This window comes from Evansella cellulosilytica DSM 2522, assembly GCF_000177235.2.
Classification (GTDB): domain Bacteria; phylum Bacillota; class Bacilli; order Bacillales; family Salisediminibacteriaceae; genus Evansella; species Evansella cellulosilytica.
Map to the genome: position 1 here is coordinate 178,725 of NC_014829.1, position 18,393 is coordinate 197,117.

At 37.5% G+C, this 18,393-nt stretch carries 16 protein-coding genes and 8 tRNA genes; 21 read left to right on the plus strand and 3 right to left on the minus strand.

The window, feature by feature from the left end:
* Positions 1–17 precede the first annotated feature (17 nt).
* Together cwlD and BCELL_RS00915 are read left to right on the plus strand one after the other, a co-directional pair.
* Entirely contained in the window at positions 18–737 is a 720-nt protein-coding gene (gene cwlD / locus BCELL_RS00910) for an N-acetylmuramoyl-L-alanine amidase CwlD (RefSeq protein WP_013486791.1), read from the plus strand.
* A gap of 185 nt (positions 738–922) precedes the next feature.
* Positions 923–1,972: an Mrp/NBP35 family ATP-binding protein gene (locus tag BCELL_RS00915; protein ID WP_013486792.1), complete on the plus strand. Its 1,050-nt coding sequence runs from the start codon at positions 923–925 to the stop codon at positions 1,970–1,972.
* A gap of 56 nt (positions 1,973–2,028) precedes the next feature.
* Here BCELL_RS00915 and gerD read toward each other — a convergent pair whose 3' ends face one another.
* On the minus strand, positions 2,029–2,715 hold the full coding sequence (gene gerD, locus BCELL_RS00920; RefSeq protein WP_013486793.1) for a spore germination lipoprotein GerD: 687 nt from the start codon (positions 2,713–2,715) through the stop codon (positions 2,029–2,031).
* A 179-nt stretch (positions 2,716–2,894) separates the two neighbouring features.
* On the opposite strand from gerD, the gene BCELL_RS00925 reads away from it, so the two are divergent.
* A complete protein-coding gene (locus BCELL_RS00925; protein WP_013486794.1) occupies positions 2,895–3,512 on the plus strand; it encodes a KinB-signaling pathway activation protein in 618 nt (205 codons plus the stop codon).
* A gap of 140 nt (positions 3,513–3,652) precedes the next feature.
* Here the strand turns inward: BCELL_RS00925 and pdaB are convergent, their stop codons facing one another.
* Positions 3,653–4,411, minus strand: a complete 759-nt coding sequence (gene pdaB, locus BCELL_RS00930; RefSeq protein ID WP_013486795.1) for a polysaccharide deacetylase family sporulation protein PdaB — start codon at positions 4,409–4,411, stop codon at positions 3,653–3,655.
* 125 nt (positions 4,412–4,536) lie between these two features.
* Between pdaB and BCELL_RS00935 the strand changes: the two genes are divergently transcribed.
* The 9 genes from BCELL_RS00935 (at position 4,537) to BCELL_RS00975 (ending at position 6,824) form a co-directional block, all read left to right on the plus strand.
* Positions 4,537–4,779 carry a hypothetical protein gene (locus tag BCELL_RS00935; RefSeq protein ID WP_013486796.1) on the plus strand — a complete coding sequence of 81 codons (243 nt, stop codon included), beginning with the start codon at positions 4,537–4,539 and terminating at the stop codon, positions 4,777–4,779.
* Positions 4,780–5,012: 233 nt separating this feature from the next.
* Positions 5,013–5,088, plus strand: a tRNA-Asn gene (locus BCELL_RS00940).
* A gap of 86 nt (positions 5,089–5,174) precedes the next feature.
* Positions 5,175–5,250, plus strand: a tRNA-Asn gene (locus BCELL_RS00945).
* Positions 5,251–5,347: 97 nt separating this feature from the next.
* Positions 5,348–5,423: transfer RNA gene (locus tag BCELL_RS00950), tRNA-Asn, on the plus strand.
* A gap of 1 nt (position 5,424) precedes the next feature.
* Positions 5,425–5,500, plus strand: a tRNA-Thr gene (locus BCELL_RS00955).
* Between the two features lie 5 nt (positions 5,501–5,505).
* Positions 5,506–5,580: transfer RNA gene (locus BCELL_RS00960), tRNA-Glu, on the plus strand.
* Positions 5,581–5,647: 67 nt separating this feature from the next.
* Positions 5,648–5,722 (plus strand) — tRNA-Gln (locus BCELL_RS00965).
* Positions 5,723–6,443: 721 nt separating this feature from the next.
* Positions 6,444–6,519: transfer RNA gene (locus tag BCELL_RS00970), tRNA-Lys, on the plus strand.
* A gap of 229 nt (positions 6,520–6,748) precedes the next feature.
* Positions 6,749–6,824: transfer RNA gene (locus BCELL_RS00975), tRNA-Ala, on the plus strand.
* Positions 6,825–7,107: 283 nt separating this feature from the next.
* On the opposite strand, the gene BCELL_RS21915 is transcribed toward BCELL_RS00975, so the two are convergent.
* Positions 7,108–7,284 (minus strand): aspartyl-phosphate phosphatase Spo0E family protein, encoded by a 177-nt coding sequence (locus BCELL_RS21915; RefSeq protein ID WP_013486797.1) that lies wholly within the window; start codon positions 7,282–7,284, stop codon positions 7,108–7,110.
* A 196-nt stretch (positions 7,285–7,480) separates the two neighbouring features.
* Here BCELL_RS21915 and sigW point away from each other — a divergent pair, with 196 nt between their 5' ends.
* The 9 genes from sigW to BCELL_RS01020 all read left to right on the plus strand — a co-directional run bounded on the left by sigW (position 7,481) and on the right by BCELL_RS01020 (position 18,321).
* Entirely contained in the window at positions 7,481–8,044 is a 564-nt protein-coding gene (gene sigW / locus BCELL_RS00980) for an RNA polymerase sigma factor SigW (RefSeq protein ID WP_013486798.1), read from the plus strand.
* 21 nt (positions 8,045–8,065) lie between these two features.
* Positions 8,066–8,698, plus strand: coding sequence for an anti-sigma factor family protein (locus BCELL_RS00985; protein ID WP_013486799.1), 633 nt, complete (start codon positions 8,066–8,068; stop codon positions 8,696–8,698).
* A 143-nt stretch (positions 8,699–8,841) separates the two neighbouring features.
* Complete coding sequence (gene cdaA / locus BCELL_RS00990; protein WP_013486800.1) at positions 8,842–9,672, plus strand: diadenylate cyclase CdaA; 831 nt, start codon at positions 8,842–8,844, stop codon at positions 9,670–9,672.
* Positions 9,665–10,984 (plus strand): CdaR family protein, encoded by a 1,320-nt coding sequence (locus tag BCELL_RS00995; RefSeq protein WP_013486801.1) that lies wholly within the window; start codon positions 9,665–9,667, stop codon positions 10,982–10,984. Before cdaA ends, BCELL_RS00995 begins: the two co-directional genes overlap by 8 nt.
* A gap of 65 nt (positions 10,985–11,049) precedes the next feature.
* Positions 11,050–12,411 (plus strand): phosphoglucosamine mutase, encoded by a 1,362-nt coding sequence (gene glmM / locus BCELL_RS01000; RefSeq protein WP_013486802.1) that lies wholly within the window; start codon positions 11,050–11,052, stop codon positions 12,409–12,411.
* Positions 12,412–12,898: 487 nt separating this feature from the next.
* Positions 12,899–14,701, plus strand: coding sequence for a glutamine--fructose-6-phosphate transaminase (isomerizing) (gene glmS, locus BCELL_RS01005; RefSeq protein ID WP_013486803.1), 1,803 nt, complete (start codon positions 12,899–12,901; stop codon positions 14,699–14,701).
* An 830-nt stretch (positions 14,702–15,531) separates the two neighbouring features.
* Positions 15,532–16,653 carry a DUF3800 domain-containing protein gene (locus BCELL_RS01010; protein ID WP_013486805.1) on the plus strand — a complete coding sequence of 374 codons (1,122 nt, stop codon included), beginning with the start codon at positions 15,532–15,534 and terminating at the stop codon, positions 16,651–16,653.
* Between the two features lie 193 nt (positions 16,654–16,846).
* Entirely contained in the window at positions 16,847–17,368 is a 522-nt protein-coding gene (locus tag BCELL_RS01015) for a hypothetical protein (protein WP_013486806.1), read from the plus strand.
* Positions 17,369–17,877: 509 nt separating this feature from the next.
* The gene (locus BCELL_RS01020) at positions 17,878–18,321 is read left to right on the plus strand and encodes a hypothetical protein (protein ID WP_013486807.1); all 444 of its coding nucleotides are present in this window, start codon (positions 17,878–17,880) and stop codon (positions 18,319–18,321) included.
* Positions 18,322–18,393 lie beyond the last annotated feature (72 nt).

The following is an 18,393-nucleotide window of genomic DNA, read 5'->3' on the forward strand; positions in this document are numbered from 1 at the left end:
CAAAGGGGGACGGGGTTATGCGAAGATCAAAATTAATTAAAATAGTAGCGATTGCATTAGCATTAGGGCTACTGATCGTTGTCATTCAAATACAATTAAGCAGTAAAAATTCAACTGGTTGGCACTTGCCACTATCAGGTCAAGTCATCGTCATTGACCCTGGTCATGGAGGAATTGATGGAGGCGCATCTTCTAAAGCTGGTGATTTAGAAAAGGACATTACACTTCAAATTAGTTTTAAACTACGCGATTATCTTCAAGAATCAGGAGCACTTGTGTTAATGACAAGAGAGGGTGATCATGACCTAGCTTCTGATAGTACTTCAAGAGTACGGTCAAGAAAAGCAGAGGACTTAAGAAAACGGGTATCATTAATTAATGATTCAAACGCAGATTTATTTGTCAGCATTCATCTTAACTCTATTCCGTCACCAAAGTGGCGTGGAGCGCAAACGTTTTATAACCGTGCAGTAGAAGGTAATGAAGAGCTTTCTAAGCACATTCAAGGTGAATTAAGAAGAAACCTTGAAAATACAACGAGAGAAGCAAAGCCTATCAATAGCGTGTATATTTTACAACAAGCTAACGTAACTGGATCGTTAGTAGAGGTAGGTTTTTTATCAAATCCAAGTGAAGCGGAGCTATTAAGTACGAAGGATTATCAGCAAAAAGTAGCAGCCTCCATATATGAGGGGATATTAAGACATGCAAGCGGTGATCCGCTTCCTAGTTCATAACAAAAAGACCAACACTGTCATAAATAAGCTGTGTTGGTCTTTTTGAAAAATTGTAAGTGATAGAAAAATGGTTTTCGTATCCAATACATTTTTCGTGTGATCTATATCATCATGAACATAGTGTAATTGTGTTATACTTTTACTATAACTAAAGGAATACATAAGTATATAAAGGCGGTGTTACGATGTTAACGGAAGAACAGGTGCTTCAAGCATTAAAGGATGTGCAGGAGCCATTTCTTAAGAAAAGCCTCGTTGAATTAAATGCGATAAAAGAAATAAAGATTAAAAAAGGAATGGTGAGCTTAAAGCTTGCTTTATCTCAAACAGGTACTGGTGAACAAATGCAGTTACAGCAGCAAGTCGTTTCTGCAGTTAAAGGTGCAGGTGCAGAGAGTGTAGGCTTACGCTTTGAAAAAATGGCTGATGAAGAAATCGGAGAGCATGGGGGACAAGCAGGAGAAGAGAAAAAATCGTTGCTTGACCGAACTGATAAGACCACATTTATCGCTGTAACGAGTGGTAAAGGTGGTGTTGGGAAGTCAACAGTCTCTGTTAATTTAGCGACATCATTGGCAAGAAAAGGTAAAAAAGTCGGTATTATTGATGCCGACATATATGGCTTTAGCGTACCTGATATGATGGGGATCGAAGAAAGACCTAAAGTAGTGAACCAGAGAATTTATCCTGTACAGCGCTTTGATGTACAAGTGATTTCGATGGGCTTTTTTGTAGAAGATAATTCGCCAATTATTTGGCGTGGACCGATGCTAGGTAAAATGTTAAATAACTTCTTCTCGGAAGTGGAATGGGATGATCTTGACTACCTCATTCTTGACCTTCCACCAGGAACGGGAGACGTTGCATTAGATGTTCATTCAATGCTACCTTCATCTAAAGAAATTATTGTAACAACACCACATGCAACAGCGGCCTTTGTTGCCGCACGTGCAGGTGCGATGGCAATTAAAACAGAGCATGAAATATTAGGTGTTGTTGAAAATATGGCTTATTTTGAAAGTAAAGTAACTGGAGAAAAGGAATATGTATTTGGTAAAGGTGGAGGAGAGAAGCTAGCAAAAGAGCTGAATAGCGAAGTTTTAGCGCAAATTCCTTTAGGTCAACCTGATATCGATGAAGATAACTTTGCTCCTTCTGTATATGCTGAGGAGCATCCAATCGGAAAAATTTACTTAAATATGGCACAGCAAATTATAGATAAAATTGAACAATAATTAAAAAGGGGAGACTCAAAAGGCAAAATCATCCTATTTGAGTCTCCCTTTCGTATTTATTCCTCTTCACTTTCGCCACTATCTTGACCTTCTTCTTGTTGTTCTTGATCTTGTTTATTCATTTGCTCTTCAGCGACATTAGAGAAAATGTCATTTAGTTTAGCTACAAAATAAGGGCTTTCAAAAGCATCTTGCATGACTGTCATCACTTGTTGACGGTACTCCTTACTTTGCATTAATTCTAAATACTTTTCTTCCATTTCAGGATCCTTTAATACGTCCATCATCATGCCCTGATATTCAGGATCCTTCATTAAGCTTTTCATCATCTTTTCATTTTGACTTTGAATACTCTCAGCAAATGATTTTGCAAATTCAGGATCTTGCATGACTCTTTGCCAATATTCTTTTCCTTCATCGGAGGTTAGTGTAGTCTGAATCGTTTGTTTGACATAATCCTCTTCCATAACAAGGTTTTGACGAACTTCCTCATCTTGAAGTACATCTTGAATGGCTTGTTTCCCTTCATCTGTTTTTAACATATCTACCATCATTTTTTTTGTGCTTTCGTAATCTGGCTGCTGAGAGCTATTATCCTCCATAGCTGCACAGCCATTTAACAACAAGATGAAAAGTAGCGGTATATAAACAACGGCCTTCTTCAAGGAAATGTTATTAATAACTTTTTCAAAATATCGGTGCCATTGTGGAACACGTTTATATTTATTATGATAATACCACACAGGAAGCGGCTCCTTTCCATTGGTACTTTTGTTCATAATATGCTAAAGGAAAGCCTTATTTATACAAAGTAAATGTCCTATAAACGACAATTTTTTTGGAAAAAGAGAAAAAAGTAGCGATAGAAAAAGAATTTTTGATATGATTGTATGTGGATTGAAATGTACAGGAGGAAATCATAGTGAATACAAGAAAAGTAGTATATTTATTTTATACAACGTTACTTCTAGGGACATTCTCAGGGGCATTAGTTGGTTTTTTATTGGATTGGAGAACGCATATCAATGACTTAGCTAACCTACAATTTGGTGGCATTATTATGGTTATCATCACAGCATCAATTTGGGCTGTTATCGCACAAATGGGGTTTTTCGCCTATTTAACGATACATCGATTTGGTCTTGGGATTTTTAAGTCCGTCCAGCTATGGAATAGAGTCCAAGTCATCATTATTGCTTTTGTATTATTTGACCTTGTTATCTTTCGGTACTGGGCCTTCGCTGAAGGTGAAGGGATTTGGGGATATTTAATTATGCCAGGTTTATTATTGGGATACGGGTTAATTGTTGCGTCTATAAAGAGTAAAGAGACAAATCGCCTAGCCTTTATACCAGCTTTATTTTTTATAGTCGTTGTTACAACGATTGAATGGATTCCTGCGCTACAACAAAACGACTTTACGTTTTTAACGACATCGATCGTACCGCTGCTTGTAGCGAATACATGGCAATTATTAGTTTTACATCGCTTGCAAGAGCCCGCCTCAAAGTCTGATGGTAAAAATAACAAAACAAAATAAATGCTTTGATTTGTTATGTATAAGAAATCCACTTATTATGGGCTTTAAGAGATTGCGGCGGCTCCGCCATTGCTTAGAGGATGACTCCAAAGGTAAAAATTCGACCTTTTGAGCCATCCTCTGTTTTTATTTCTGATAGATTATTGGACTTCTTTTGTTACAACTTCAGCTCCTGAGACGAGTTCAGAAACGGTATTAAAATGATATCCTTCACTTTCGATGTAGGAAATGATCTCTGCCAATGCTTCATTTGTTTGTTTAGCTGAATCAGAGGCGTGCATAAGAACGATATCTCCGTTTGAAATGTTACGAGTAACATTTTCAACGATCGTATCTACACCAGGGTTTTGCCAGTCATTTGAATCCACACTCCAGTGAATGACATCGTAATTTTGATTTTCCGCAATAGACAAAACTCGCTCGTCAAAACTACCATTTGGAGGTCTTAATAGATTAGGGACTTCTTGACTTACTTCTTGAATGATTCGATGTGCTGTTTGAATGTCTTTTTTAATCTGTTCATCATCTTTTTTCGTATAGTGCTCGTGAACATAGCCATGACTTCCTAATTCATGACCGTCCTCTACAATTCTTTCTACTATTTCTGGGTGCCTCTCTGCCCAATCAGCTGAAACGAAAAATGTCGATGTTACATCATGCTCTTTCAGCGTATCTAAAATAGGTAATGCACGTTCTTCTCCCCAGCTTACGTTAAAAGTAAGGGCAACTTCTTTCTCTTCTGCATCAACTTTATAGATAGCAACAGGCTGATCATCAGTAGAAAAAACAGGTATTTGTGAGCGTTCTACAAATAGGATCCCAGCAGTGAAAAGTGCAGCAACCGCAATGATAGCATATCTTTTTAATGTTTTAGCATTCCATACCCAAATAAAATTCATTTAACCGATCCTCCTTGTCCAATCTTTACTTTATATGTATTCAATGGACAGGGTCATATGAATAAAAATTGGAAAAAACGAAAATAATTTCTTATACATAACATTTAAGGGGGCGTTTACAAGAAATGCTTGGTATGATGTTAACAGGTAAAGAATCGCAGGAGATTGAATACTTACTAAAGAGAGAGCTAGAAGAACTTTTACTTGATTTTTCTGATTCACGTATTGATGGGGTTGTTAAAAGAGCGATGGAAGAAAGATACCAAATGATTTTTCAGCTTTATAAGCGTTTTACAACAAAGCAAGAATATTTAAAGTACGTTAGGAATCGTCAATACACAGAATATAAAACATCTCAATCTGATTAAACACTGCTGTTTTCCAATTGGAAACTAAATATTTTTCAAATTTAAAAGTATAAAATGTGCATTGGTCGGTCAACATTATATAGGGTAAATTGTATATAAGTCTTCGTGGCCGACTTGTACATTAGTACGACATATTTTTTCAAAAATACTATTGCAATCACGGAAAAAAAATAGTATTATATCAAATGTCGGTCAAGTAATTGAATCTTTAGGTAATCAACGTATACTGATATTCCACAGTAGCTCAGTTGGTAGAGCAATCGGCTGTTAACCGATCGGTCGTAGGTTCGAGTCCTACCTGTGGAGCCAAACTTTCATCCTTAAAGATCATGATGCTCGTTCTATTGAACTGTAAGAGAGCAAGGGAAAAAGCTAAGGAAATATATTAATGCCGTTCCACAGTAGCTCAGTTGGTAGAGCAATCGGCTGTTAACCGATCGGTCGTAGGTTCGAGTCCTACCTGTGGAGCCAAAACTTTCATCCTTAGAGAAACATGCCGCTGTTTAATGCTTCGAAAGATCCTGAAAGTGAAGCAAGGAATTGTTAAGGAATTTTTTATTGATAGCATTCCACAGTAGCTCAGTTGGTAGAGCAATCGGCTGTTAACCGATCGGTCGTAGGTTCGAGTCCTACCTGTGGAGCCAGGCTTCCTTAGCTCAGTAGGTAGAGCGCATCCATGGTAAGGATGAGGTCAGCGGTTCAAGCCCGCTAGGAAGCTCCATTAATGGCCCGTTGGTCAAGTGGTTAAGACACCGCCCTTTCACGGCGGTAACACGGGTTCGAATCCCGTACGGGTCACCAACTTTGATAGAATTATGCACGAGTGAATCTGACGAAGAGATTCGAAGTTTATTTTAAACAAAACCATTGGGCTATAGCCAAGCGGTAAGGCAACGGATTTTGATTCCGTCATGCGCAGGTTCGAATCCTGCTAGCCCAGCCATTTATTTTTTCTAATTCTAGAAGAGGAAGACATTGGTCGTAATCTTTATTAAAGCATCATTTGAACAATCTGCGAGCCATTAGCTCAGTGACGAGCGTTTACATCGTCGGAAAATCTCCGAGTTGTCTCGACGCATTAAGCAACGAAGCAATACTAGAAGAGGAAGAGACAGGTGTAAACTACAAAGCAAAGCATCGTCCGTAATCATCATGAAAAGCATCATTTGAATAATCTGCGAGCCATTAGCTCAGTGACGAGCGTTTACATCGTCGAATAAACTACGAGTTGTCTCGACGGATAAAGCAACAAAGCAATACTAGAAGAGGAAGAGACAGGTGTAAACTACAAAGCAAAGCATCGTCCGTAATCATCATGAAAAGCATCATTTGAATAATCTGCGAGCCATTAGCTCAGTGACGAGCGTTTACATCGTCGAATAAACTACGAGTTGTCTCGACGGATAAAGCAACAAAGCAATACTAGAAGAGGAAGAGACAGGTAAGACCACAAAGCAAAACATCGTCCGTAAATATCATGGATATGCAACAATGAAAAACTACGAGCCATTAGCTCAGTGACGAGCGTTTACATCGTCGAATAAACTACGAGTTGTCTCGACGGATAAAGCAACAAAGCAATACTAGAAGAGGAAGAGACAGGTAAGACCACAAAGCAAAACATCGTCCGTAAACATCATGGATATGCAACAATGAAAAACTACGAGCCATTAGCTCAGTTGGTAGAGCATCTGACTTTTAATCAGAGGGTCGAAGGTTCGAGTCCTTCATGGCTCACCATTTAATTAGGTGAGAAAATATAGCGCAACATCGTCTGTAACCTTCATGAATAAGCTTCATTGAAAAGTCAACGGGGCCTTAGCTCAGCTACGAGCAAAGCTGCCAAGAATAATCAACGAGTTGTCTCGACGCATTAGCAGCTGTGAATATGCAGAAGAGGAAGAGACAGGGACTACAAAGCGCCACATCGTCCGTAATCTTCATGAATAAGCATCAATGAAAAAACAACGGGGCCTTAGCTCAGCTGGGAGAGCGCCTGCCTTGCACGCAGGAGGTCAGCGGTTCGATCCCGCTAGGCTCCACCAAACAAACATTTACTCCTTGAGTGTTAAACACTCAAGGTTTTTTATATGGAGCATTTTGGTCGAGTGAGAAAGAGCGTAACACATCTGACAGACTCGCTATCGAATTCTTGTTTAAGTGTTCATAGAAGACCGCCTTTGCACATAATTTACCTCAATCAAGCCCAATTTACTCACACAAGTCTCTCTCGGCATGATGACATTCACAGTCACAAAAAGAGGGTAATCTTACAAAAAAATAATAAAAAAATGCCTCTTAAGCAGTGGCATTTTTTCAAAACATTTATTATTTTTTCTCTCTTATTGATAAGTATTGATATTTTATTAATAAATCATCAAGGTGAGTGCTAATTTCTACGACTTCATGTGAAGTTCTATTCATCTTTTCTGATAATTTATTCATTTTATCACGAGCTGTTTCTATTTGATTAAGCAGCTCTTTTTTGGAAACTGTACTATTCATATATAGAACCTCCTTTGTTGTCATCAGTTCCGCTATTATAGACATTCTACCCCATGTGCGTCGTAATAAAACATCACATTATTTTTGAAAAAATATGGTATTTTTTTTTGACAATGCTAAAATGAAGATAATGTTTGAAACCTTTTATAGGTTGTTTTCGTATAGGAGATAACCGCAGCAGAGTGGGGGTTTATATATGGATGCGGTTGTAAAAAAAATAGTTATAGAAGTAAAGAAAGGTAATCAACAAGCTTTCTCAGAGCTAGTTGAGCTATATAAAGATAAAGTTTATCAAATTGCATATCGAATGCTAGGGAATGTGCATGAGGCGCAGGATGTTGCTCAAGAAGCGTTTTTACGTGCATATGTGAATATTGAGTCGTATGATACAAATAGGAAGTTTTCAACTTGGCTTTTTAGGATTGCAACAAACTTAGCTATCGATAGAATTAGAAAGAAGAAACCAGATTTTCATCTCGAAGATAAAGTGGCGGGGACAGAGGATTTAGATTATTATTCTCAATTTGCTACAGAGGATAAATTACCAGAAGAAAAGGTTGTCCAATACGAAACACAAGATTGGGTACAAAAAGAAATTATGGCTTTACCACCGAAGTATCGATCAGCTATCATTTTGAAATATATAGAAGATCTTTCTTTAAAGGAGATTAGTAATATTTTGAACCTACCCGTTGCTACAGTGAAAACGAGGATTCATCGAGGTAGGGAAGCATTAAGGAAACGGCTACGAGAAACTTGAGTCGAGAAAGGAAGATCAATAATGGCTTGTAAAAAAGATTATGCAGAACAAATACACCATTATTTAGATGAAGAGCTTACACTGTTAGAGAGAAAAAGGTTTGAAAGCCATATACAAAAATGTAGTGCTTGTCATGCTCATGTTAGGGAACTTAGGAAGACGGAGGCAATTGTACAAAGTGCCTCTCATATAAAGGCGCCAGCAAATTTTACTGATAATGTCATGAGTCAGTTGCCAAAGCAATCGCAGAAAGCACGCTATAAAAACTGGATGAGAAAGCACCCATATATTATTACTGCTGCTACTTTCTTTTTAGTATTTATTGTGAGCTTAACTTCTATTTGGAATGACGGCGGAAAAGAAATTTCTGTAAAAGGCGATGGTCACTTCATAGTAGATGAGGAGCGAGGTGTCGTTATTATTCCTGAAGGAGAAACTATTTCTGGAGATATTACTGTCCGTAATGGAAATATAGAAATAAATGGAGAAGTGCTAGGTAATATAACTGTAATTAATGGAGAGCAATATTTAGCCTCAGCTGGTAGTGTTGCTGGTGAGATACAAGAAATAAATCAAGTGCTAGAGTGGATGTGGTTCCATACAAAGTCCTTTTTCTCTGAAGTACTAAATGTTATGAATGGTGATAAACAGTAATGAGATAAAAAATATATTTTGACCTTTTTGAGCATCGCTCGAAAAGGTCTTTTCTTATAAAATTATGATATAATGTTAAAGTTAATGGTAATGAGGGAAGAAATATATTAGATAAGGACCTAAAATTACTTGGGGGAAATGCGATGTTAGGAAGTATTTTTGAAAATATCTCATTATTAGATTTACTAGTTGTTGTCATTGATATATTATTAGTGGCTTATGTTATATACAAATTAATTAATGTAATACGAGGCACTAGGGCAGTCCAGCTTCTGAAAGGGATAACTGTAATCTTAGTGGTCTGGTTTTTAAGTAGGCAATTTGGATTTATAACACTTGAGTGGATTATGCAACAAGCTGTCGTCTATGGTCTACTTGCAATTATTATTATATTCCAGCCTGAGCTTAGACGAGCACTAGAACAAATTGGTAGAGGTCGTTTTTTTTCAAAAGGCTCCACAGCTGAAGAGGAAGATGTTAAGAAAAATATAGAGCATATTGTGAAAGCTGCAAATTACATGGGGAAGCGTCGAATTGGTGCTTTAATCTCGATCGAAAAGGAAACGGGAATGAACGACTATGTTGAGACTGGGATAACGATGAACGCTCACCTCACTTCAGAGCTATTAATCAATGTATTTATTCCAAACACTCCGCTTCACGATGGTGCTGTCATTATTAAGAATAATGAAATTATGGCTGCAGGATGCTATTTACCTTTGTCAGAAAATCCTTTTATATCAAAAGAATTAGGAACGCGGCACCGCGCCGCTTTAGGTGTTAGTGAAGTAACAGATAGTGTTACGTTAGTTGTGTCTGAGGAAACTGGTGGTATTTCTGTTACGAAAAATGGAGAATTACATCGCAACTTAGATGAGGATGCGTTAAGAACGTTACTCGAAAATGATTTACTAAACGTAGATCAAACGAAGTCTACTTCTCGCTGGCAGTGGGGAGGTAAGAAAAATGGATAAATGGTTTAATAATTCGTGGGTGTTAAAAGGCGTGTCCCTCCTTATAGCCATGATGCTATTTTTAGTTGTAAATATGGATAGGCAACCAACCCAAACAGGTGGATTACCTGGAATTACAAATGGGCAGCGTGTAATAGAGGAACTAGACCTAACTGTTTATTATGATGAGGATACGCATGTTGTGACAGAGGCACCAGAACATGTTCAAGTAACATTAAGAGGTCCACAAAATATTTTAACGCTTTTAGCTCTAGAAAGACAAAGCTACGAAGTATTTGTTGATGTTAGAGGGAAGGAACCTGGAGTACATTATGAGCGAGTGCAGCATAGAGATTTTCATAAAGATTTAAATGTTTCTATTAATCCTCCCACAGTACGGATTACAATCCAAGAGAAGCAAACCGTTTCACTTCCAGTTGAAGTTGATATTATCAACGAGGGTGAAGTAGGAGAGGGTTATAGCATAGGTACGCCGACTGTTTCTCCATCTAATGTAGATATTACCGCGGCGCAAGGCGTTATTGAGCAAATCGCAAGTGTTCGGGCGGTAGTCGATGTAGCTGGAAGAGATGCGACGTTCCAATCTGCAACGAGTGTTATAGTGCTAGATCAAAATGGTAATGAAATGAATGTTAATACTGACCCACCTGCTGTTGAGGTAACTGTACCAATAACTGCGCCAAATAAAGAAGTACCTGTGCGAATTGAGAGAGAAGGTGAGTTACCGGAAGGAATTGCGGTTGAGTCGATAACAGCAGAGCCAAGCACTATTACCGTATTTGGTCCAGTTTCTATCATAAACGACATTTCGTTTATTGATGGTGTAAAAGTTGATCTAAGTAATATCACTGAAAGTACATCTTTTGAAGTTGATGTACAAGCACCAAATGGTGTGGAACGTATTGCGCCTGAAACGATTACAATAACCATTGAAGTGACGCAAGAAGAAGAGAGAGAGTTTTCTAACTTTGAGATTGATGTAGTAGGGGTTCCCGAAGGTAACAATTATGCGTTTATCGAACCAGAAGAAGGCATGCTAGATATCTCCATTTTGGGCAGTAGAAATGTTTTAGACAGAGTGAGTCGAACCGATATACAGTTATACGTTGACTTAAACGATTTATCTGATGGAGAGCACGATGTTCCGTTACAGTTCAATGGTCCACAAGGTGTTAGAATTGATCCTAATATCATGAATAGTGTTCGTCTCGTCATCTATGATGAGGATGAAGAGCCATTCGTCGAGGAACCTGTTCAAGGGGAAAATACGAGTGAAGAAATAGAAGGAGAACAAGAAGAAAACACAACATAGATGCATCTATTTACTATTTGAATAGGATTTAAAGGATGAATGAAAAATCTTAAGGAGAGATATACATGGGAAAGTTTTTCGGAACAGATGGTGTGAGAGGAGTAGCTAACAAAGAATTGACACCTGAGCTCGCATTTAAACTAGGTCGTTATGGAGGATATGTTTTAACAAAAGAACGTAATAAACCGAAAATATTGATTGGAAGAGATACAAGAATTTCCGGTCATATGTTAGAAGGTGCCTTAGTTGCTGGCCTACTCTCCATTGGTGCAGAAGTAATGCGATTAGGAGTAATTTCAACACCAGGAGTAGCATTTTTAACAAAGGCTTTAAGTGCAGATGCTGGTGTAATGATTTCTGCCTCACATAATCCTGTAGAAGATAACGGTATTAAATTTTTTGGTTCTGATGGATTTAAGCTCCTTGATAGTCAAGAGGAAGAAATCGAAAAGCTACTACAGACAGAAGACAATTTGGAAGATGATTTACCAAGACCAGTTGGTGGAGATATTGGCCAAGTAAACGATTATTTTGAAGGTGGCCAAAAGTATTTACAGTTTTTAAAGCAAACAGTACAAGAGGATTTTTCTGGATTAAAAATTGCGCTAGATTGCGCCCATGGTTCTGCATCGCCATTAGCAACACACTTATTTGCAGATTTAGAAGCGGAGCAAATTTGTACGATTGGCTCTTCACCAAATGGCGTTAATATTAATGATCAAGTAGGATCTACACACCCTGAAGCGCTCGTTTCTCTTGTTTTAGAAAAAGGAGCGGACATAGGTCTCGCATTTGACGGCGATGCTGACAGATTAATTGCAGTCGATGAAAAAGGAAATGTCATTGATGGCGATCAAATTATGTATATTTGCGCAAAATACTATAAAGAACAAGGGCGTTTGAGCCATAATACAGTTGTCACAACGGTGATGAGTAATATTGGTTTTTATAAAGCGCTAGAAAATATTGGCGTCCAAACGAAGCAAACAGCTGTTGGCGATCGTTATGTTATGGAAGAAATGCGTAAAGGTGGATATAACATTGGTGGTGAACAATCTGGCCATATTATTTTCTTAGATTATGCAACGACCGGAGACGGACTCCTTTCAGCTATACAGTTATGTAGTATATTAAAGGCTTCTGGTAAACCATTGTCTGAATTAGCCAGTGAAATGCCGAAATACCCGCAAAAGCTTGTAAATGTACGCGTAGCAGATAAGCATGCATTAACAACAAATGAAGTAATAGCGGCTGAAATTGATATCGTAGAAGCAGAAATGAATGGGGAAGGTCGTATTTTAGTGCGCCCTTCTGGAACGGAACCATTAGTAAGAGTGATGGCAGAAGCCCCAACGGAAGAGTTATGCGATAAATACGTAGATAAAATTGTTGCTGTTGTTCAAAGAGAGTTAGGGACAGCGGAATAAAAAAGATACATGCATGGATAGCACGGCATTTGCTATCCATGCATATTTTAATTTTGTAAACAGCTTTTATGGGAGAAGCATTAATATTATTGTCGCTTCACTCGTATATTGATATTGGAGGTGATGGGGAAAACGGTAAATAACTGTAAATTGTCATTGACCAAGTTTCTTTTATTGTAGTATGCTAAATAAGATTCAAGAAGGAAGGAGGATAGTAGCGACAAATTAAAAACTTTAAAGCGCCTGGACTATCTGTACGGACGGAAACACAGATAGTTGACGAGGAGGAGGTTTATCGAAGATTTCGGCGGATGCCTCCCGGTTGAATCATCGCAACCGAAAGCAATTACCTAAAACGAAAAGGTGACTTTTCGAACAAAAGTAATTGTAATGATGATAAAAGTTAGCAGCAAAGAAAATAATACAGAATATAAAGAGTGGGGCAAGAAGCCCCGTTTCTTGCCCTGCTAAGGGAGGAAATAAAAGCATGTGTGGAATTGTAGGTTATGTTGGAACAGAAGATGCAAAAGAGATATTATTACGAGGATTAGAAAAGTTAGAATATAGAGGATACGACTCAGCAGGCTTAGCAATTGTGAACGAAGAGGGCGTACACGTTTATAAAGAAAAAGGACGTATAGCAACGCTTCGTGAAGTAGTTGATTCAAGTGAAGATGGTCAAATCGGAATTGGCCATACTCGCTGGGCAACACACGGTGTTCCTAGTCAATTGAATGCTCACCCTCATCAAAGTGCTAACAGACGATATACAATCGTGCACAACGGTGTCATTGAAAACTATGCACAGCTTCAAAAAGAATATCTTCAAGACGTAGCATTAGCGAGTGACACTGACACAGAGATTATTGTTCAGCTCGTTGAGCGCTTTGCAAATGAGGGTTTAAATACGGAAGCGGCGTTTCGAAAGACATTAAGCCTTTTAAAGGGGTCTTATGCAACGGCTTTATTAGACAACGAAGATGCGGAAACGATTTACGTTGGCAAAAATAAAAGTCCATTATTAGTTGGTTTGGCAGATGGTGTCAACGTAGTAGCTAGTGATGCTATGGCGATGCTTCAAGTAACGAACGAATTTGTTGAGCTAATGGATAAGGAGATTGTTGTCGTCACCCGTGAAAGTGTCACAATTAAAGACCTGGATGGAACGGTAACTTCGCGTGACTCTTATATTGCTGAGCTCGATGCGAGTGACATTGAAAAAGGAACGTATCCACATTATATGCTAAAAGAAATTGATGAGCAGCCATACGTTATACGTAACATCATTTCTAAATATAAAACAGAGGATGAGACGATTAAGCTTGATGAAGATATTCGCCAAGCAATGCTAGGTGCAGATCGTATTTATATTATTGCAGCAGGAACTAGTAACCATGCAGGATTAGTTGGTAAACAGCTTATAGAGCGCATTGCTAACAAACCAGTAGAGGTGCACATTGCAAGTGAGTTTTTATATAACATGCCAATAGTAAGTGAAAAACCACTCTTTATTTTCATTTCGCAAAGTGGGGAAACAGCAGATAGCCGTGGTGTATTAGTGAATGTGAAAGAAATGGGCCATAAAGCGTTAACGATAACGAACGTACCTGGTTCAACGCTTTCCCGTGAAGCGGATTACACATTACACACGTATGCTGGTCCTGAAATTGCGGTTGCTTCCACAAAAGCATATACAGCACAAATGGCTGTATTAGCAATCCTTGCTGTAGATACAGCAAGAGCAGCTGGGATCGACATGAATTTCGATCCACTACAAGAGCTTGCGATCGTAGCAAATGCAATGGAAGTGTTGACAGATCAAAAGGAAAAAATGGAGCAAATTGCCCGTGACTATTTAAGTGTAACTCGTAACTGCTTCTTTATCGGGCGTGCTGCCGATTACTTTGTGTGTCTTGAAGGCGCACTAAAGTTAAAGGAAATTTCCTATATTCAAGCGGAAGGCTTTGCAGGCGGGGAATTGAAGCACGGAACGATTGCTTTAATAGAAGAAGGAACACCAGTAATCGGTTTAGCGACACAGGAGCACGTAAACTTAAGTATACGTGGAAACATGAAAGAAGTTGTAGCACGTGGAGCTTCACCATGTATGATTAGTATGGAAGGCTTAAACGATGAAGACGATCAATTAGTCATTCCAAAAGTACACGAATACCTCACACCACTAGTGACAGTAATTCCACTACAGCTTCTATCGTACTACGCAGCATTACACCGCGAGTGCGACGTTGATAAGCCACGTAACTTAGCAAAATCAGTGACAGTGGAATAATAGGTGTAACAAACAGGTTATTGTTATCCCCCTGTCTTATTCTCTTTCCCCACGCTAAAAAGTCGGTACCTACTGCTAAATAGTTGGTATTACGGAGGGAAGAGCGGGGGAGGAAGAACAAAGAGACAATCACGTTAATTCAATCGTTAAATTAATACAAACTCAGGCTGGATCCAATACAGGTCCAGTCTTTTTCTTTTATCCAGTCTACCTTTAATCCCTTGTCCAATAAGGGTTTCAGCGGTATTTCAACTCATAGAACCGTAGGATATTCAATCTCTATTCAGTGTGTTTCCTAACTACAAAGCCAACTTAGATTAGCTGCATTTCCTTTCTTTTCTCCTAATTCTTCTCTCCATTACGGAACATCTTAATAACATTGTCCGAATATTCCGTACAACCCAGAACAGAAAAAAGAGGGAAAAATGGCGAAAAACAAGCCTTTTGAGGGAACAACTTATTAGCAGAATAGAATGAAGAAAAAAGGCGAGATAAGAGGGGTGGGACTTAGAGTAGCAAGGGTTTGAGGGGAGTGAGGAGGAGAGAGGGGATGGGGAAAGACTTTTTAGCAGGGGAATATAGTAGAAGGAAGAAAAGGAGAGTACAGAAGAAAGATGAAAGAGAGATTACTTAAAAGATTTGGGTTGATTATTATTTCTAATGATTTGCACACTAGGGTTGTTATAATAGATGCAGGAAGAACATTGTCACAGGAGGTAAAAGCAAAGGCATTGAAGTGAAAGATGATGAACGGACGAATAAAGAAAAGTTTGGTGGAAATATTGCTCACTATATTTATTTCTTGGACTATAAAGTAAAGGGGGATCGTAATGGATTATTCTCACATTTATCATTTTATTGCCTCTGAAGGAGGCGTAACCAACATAGAAAAAAAGTACATATTGTATTATGACGAAACTAATAATCCTCGTACTTTTAGATTGACAGATGATGGGTTTAACGTTAATGAACACGAATTCTTTATTTTAGGTGGAATTGGCTTTGAACCAGATAAGACTGCTTCTGATGATGATATTGATGAACTATTTTCTGAATTTCAATTACAGGGAAATACAAGTGAAGTTAAATTTAAGCACATTCGTCATAATGCACAGGACTTTTTATCTTTGTTATCAAAACCGAGAGTAACTACTCTTATTGAGTGGCTTTACGAAAAACAGTACCCAATCCATTACTCTTATGTTGATAATTTTTATTACACAATCGTTGATATAGTGGATTCAATGAATGAGTCATGGTTTGGTGGACCAGATTTAAATAGAGAAGTGAAAAACCGACTTTATTCATTGATTAAAGATAATCATGATTGGTTTGTAAGTTTGCTAATTGAGTTAGACTATCCCAACATTAAGAATCACAAAATGTTTGTCGAGAAACTTGTAGATTGGATATGGTCTGTAAACATTGGGGATGATTTTTATCTTGAATATTTACGGCAATCACTAAAAAGTTACAGAGATAAGCAACTGGTATTTCTGGAAGATAATGATGATAGGATTGCAATAACTGATTATTCTACTTTTTATGCCAATTTAATAGTTACTTACCCCAATGCAGACCATATTTTTGATCACGAGCTGTCTGTTGAGGAACTTTTGAACGCCAATCCAATAGAGTTATCAGGACATAAAGGTATAAACTATAAATTTGTAGATTCAAAAGATGAACGTTTGGTGCAAGTATCTGATTTGATTGTAGGTGTTTTGCGTTATTGGATGGCTTTTTTAGAATCAGTTGTTAATATACAAAATTTAAGTGAAATATTGAATGGGCTTTCAGAAATACAAAAAGTCAAAATGAAAAAGTTTCAGGAAGTTTTGCTCCATTCTCTTGATATAAGTACTGGATTTAAGCACGGAATTGGTAGCAATGAGTTTGAATTAAAGGTTAGCTTCTTTTTAGAATTTGATTTTACTTTTCAAAGTCAATAGCAGAACTATCTCAAACTGGGTCCAGAACGGATTCAGTTTTTCTAATTCACCCATAGTCTCCTATTCGTTATCTCTTAACTAGTTTCTAGTAGGCAGAAGAAATAGTTTATATGTGACTTGGTAGGCAACCTTTTAATTCAAATGAATACTTAAAATAGAGTTATAGATAGAAAAAAACTAGGAGGTATTTAAAATGGATAAAAATATCTTTGCAGTAGGACAACAAGTACCAGATTTATTGGCGAGTAGGTTTCAACAAGACGGAGCTCAGTTTGCGATTGACTTAAACCGTAATTTCTACTTATGTATCAGCTTTACAAATCCAACAAAAAAAGAAATAAAAAAGATAAAAAATGACATTATACGTTTTCGTTTTTATGAAAAGAAAGACGTGATATATCCGTTAGTTTGTTTTGGTAAGGATTTAAGTTGTGAAATTCCATATAATCCCGTAAATACGTCCTTGGTTACATACGAAGGATTAAGTAATGGGCTTCATATTGTTTTGGCAGATACCCAGACAAAAATAATCCGTGCTCAAAAAACAATTGGTTTAGGAACAGAGTTTATGTATTATTTAATTCATCACTGGAATAAAGCTATACGGAATAAAGAGTGGGAGCAGACATTTTTTGAAATGTATCAAAATGCTTTAAAATCTCATGTGCATAAACTATTTTTAAATGCACCTATTAGCTTAGATTGGGATAAATAAAAAAATTGATACATTAAAGGAAAGAGCGTAGAAAAAAGAGCTGGTGAACAATGCGTATTCAATCAATAAACAATCGTAAAATCAATCAAGGTTCTGGGCTGGATTCAAATATGATCCAGTCTTTTTTCTTGTATTCAATATCCCTTCACTCACTTATCCTCCTGTAGTCGCTTATTCTCCATTGTAGTTAAGATGGTGTCTGGGCGGCAAAGTATGGAGATGAAAAATGAGTGAACGGGTATGTACTTTGCTTCAATTCATTTATGATTGAATCGGCTTTTCGAAGATCAAAATCAATATGGGTTCAACTTGATCTTTTATATTATCACCACTAACCTTGTTATATTTTCTGTATCATGATTCATTCATTAAGGGAAAACCCTTAAAGATGAGAAAGAAAAATTTTGATATGTGACTTGGTAGGCAACCTTTTTAGGCTCTTCTGAAGATAAAATAAGAACATAGAGTTAAACAAATGACTCAATAACCTAACAATGGAGGGAATCAATATGAGTTTAAAAAAAGGATACTCATACAACAACAAAATCGAAGGTGGGGTAAAAACGTTAGATGAGCTTATAAATTATGTTCAGTACAGGAAAGAAATAAATGAATTCAATGGAATATGTTTACTTGATCGAGAAGGGAATCCAATTATCTTATCAATAGTAAAGGGGGTTGGTGAAGACTTAAACAGTCATGTTAAACAGACTGGGCGATACTTTTCATATGTAAATTCGATAAGAATAGCTATCCTAACTAATATGGATGAAATGTACTTCTATTCGGATTTTAACAAAACAGGAGTAATGGATGAAATTCCGTTTTACAAGATTCATCTGGATTCTTTCACAGAACAAGATGCCGATTTTTTGTTGCAATTTAGAAGAACCTATTTTTTGGATCATTGTAATGAACTGTACGCCAAATGGAAGGAGCAATACTCCAATTAAAAGGATACTTTTCACTATAGTCCATTAGGTTTAAAAATCCAAAAAAACGAAAAGTCGACCTCTCCTTTACCG

Coding starts and splice junctions, on each gene's coding strand:
- BCELL_RS01015 (WP_013486806.1), top strand. CDS start 16,847: ATGGATAAAAATATCTTTGCAGTAGGACAACAAGTACCAGATTTATTG.
- BCELL_RS01010 (WP_013486805.1), top strand. CDS start 15,532: ATGGATTATTCTCACATTTATCATTTTATTGCCTCTGAAGGAGGCGTA.
- BCELL_RS21915 (WP_013486797.1), bottom strand. CDS start 7,284: ATGAATAGTACAGTTTCCAAAAAAGAGCTGCTTAATCAAATAGAAACA.
- BCELL_RS00995 (WP_013486801.1), top strand. CDS start 9,665: ATGGATAAATGGTTTAATAATTCGTGGGTGTTAAAAGGCGTGTCCCTC.
- pdaB (WP_013486795.1), bottom strand. CDS start 4,411: ATGAATTTTATTTGGGTATGGAATGCTAAAACATTAAAAAGATATGCT.
- BCELL_RS00915 (WP_013486792.1), top strand. CDS start 923: ATGTTAACGGAAGAACAGGTGCTTCAAGCATTAAAGGATGTGCAGGAG.
- cwlD (WP_013486791.1), top strand. CDS start 18: ATGCGAAGATCAAAATTAATTAAAATAGTAGCGATTGCATTAGCATTA.
- BCELL_RS00985 (WP_013486799.1), top strand. CDS start 8,066: ATGGCTTGTAAAAAAGATTATGCAGAACAAATACACCATTATTTAGAT.
- glmM (WP_013486802.1), top strand. CDS start 11,050: ATGGGAAAGTTTTTCGGAACAGATGGTGTGAGAGGAGTAGCTAACAAA.
- sigW (WP_013486798.1), top strand. CDS start 7,481: ATGGATGCGGTTGTAAAAAAAATAGTTATAGAAGTAAAGAAAGGTAAT.
- BCELL_RS00935 (WP_013486796.1), top strand. CDS start 4,537: ATGCTTGGTATGATGTTAACAGGTAAAGAATCGCAGGAGATTGAATAC.
- glmS (WP_013486803.1), top strand. CDS start 12,899: ATGTGTGGAATTGTAGGTTATGTTGGAACAGAAGATGCAAAAGAGATA.
- cdaA (WP_013486800.1), top strand. CDS start 8,842: ATGTTAGGAAGTATTTTTGAAAATATCTCATTATTAGATTTACTAGTT.
- BCELL_RS01020 (WP_013486807.1), top strand. CDS start 17,878: ATGAGTTTAAAAAAAGGATACTCATACAACAACAAAATCGAAGGTGGG.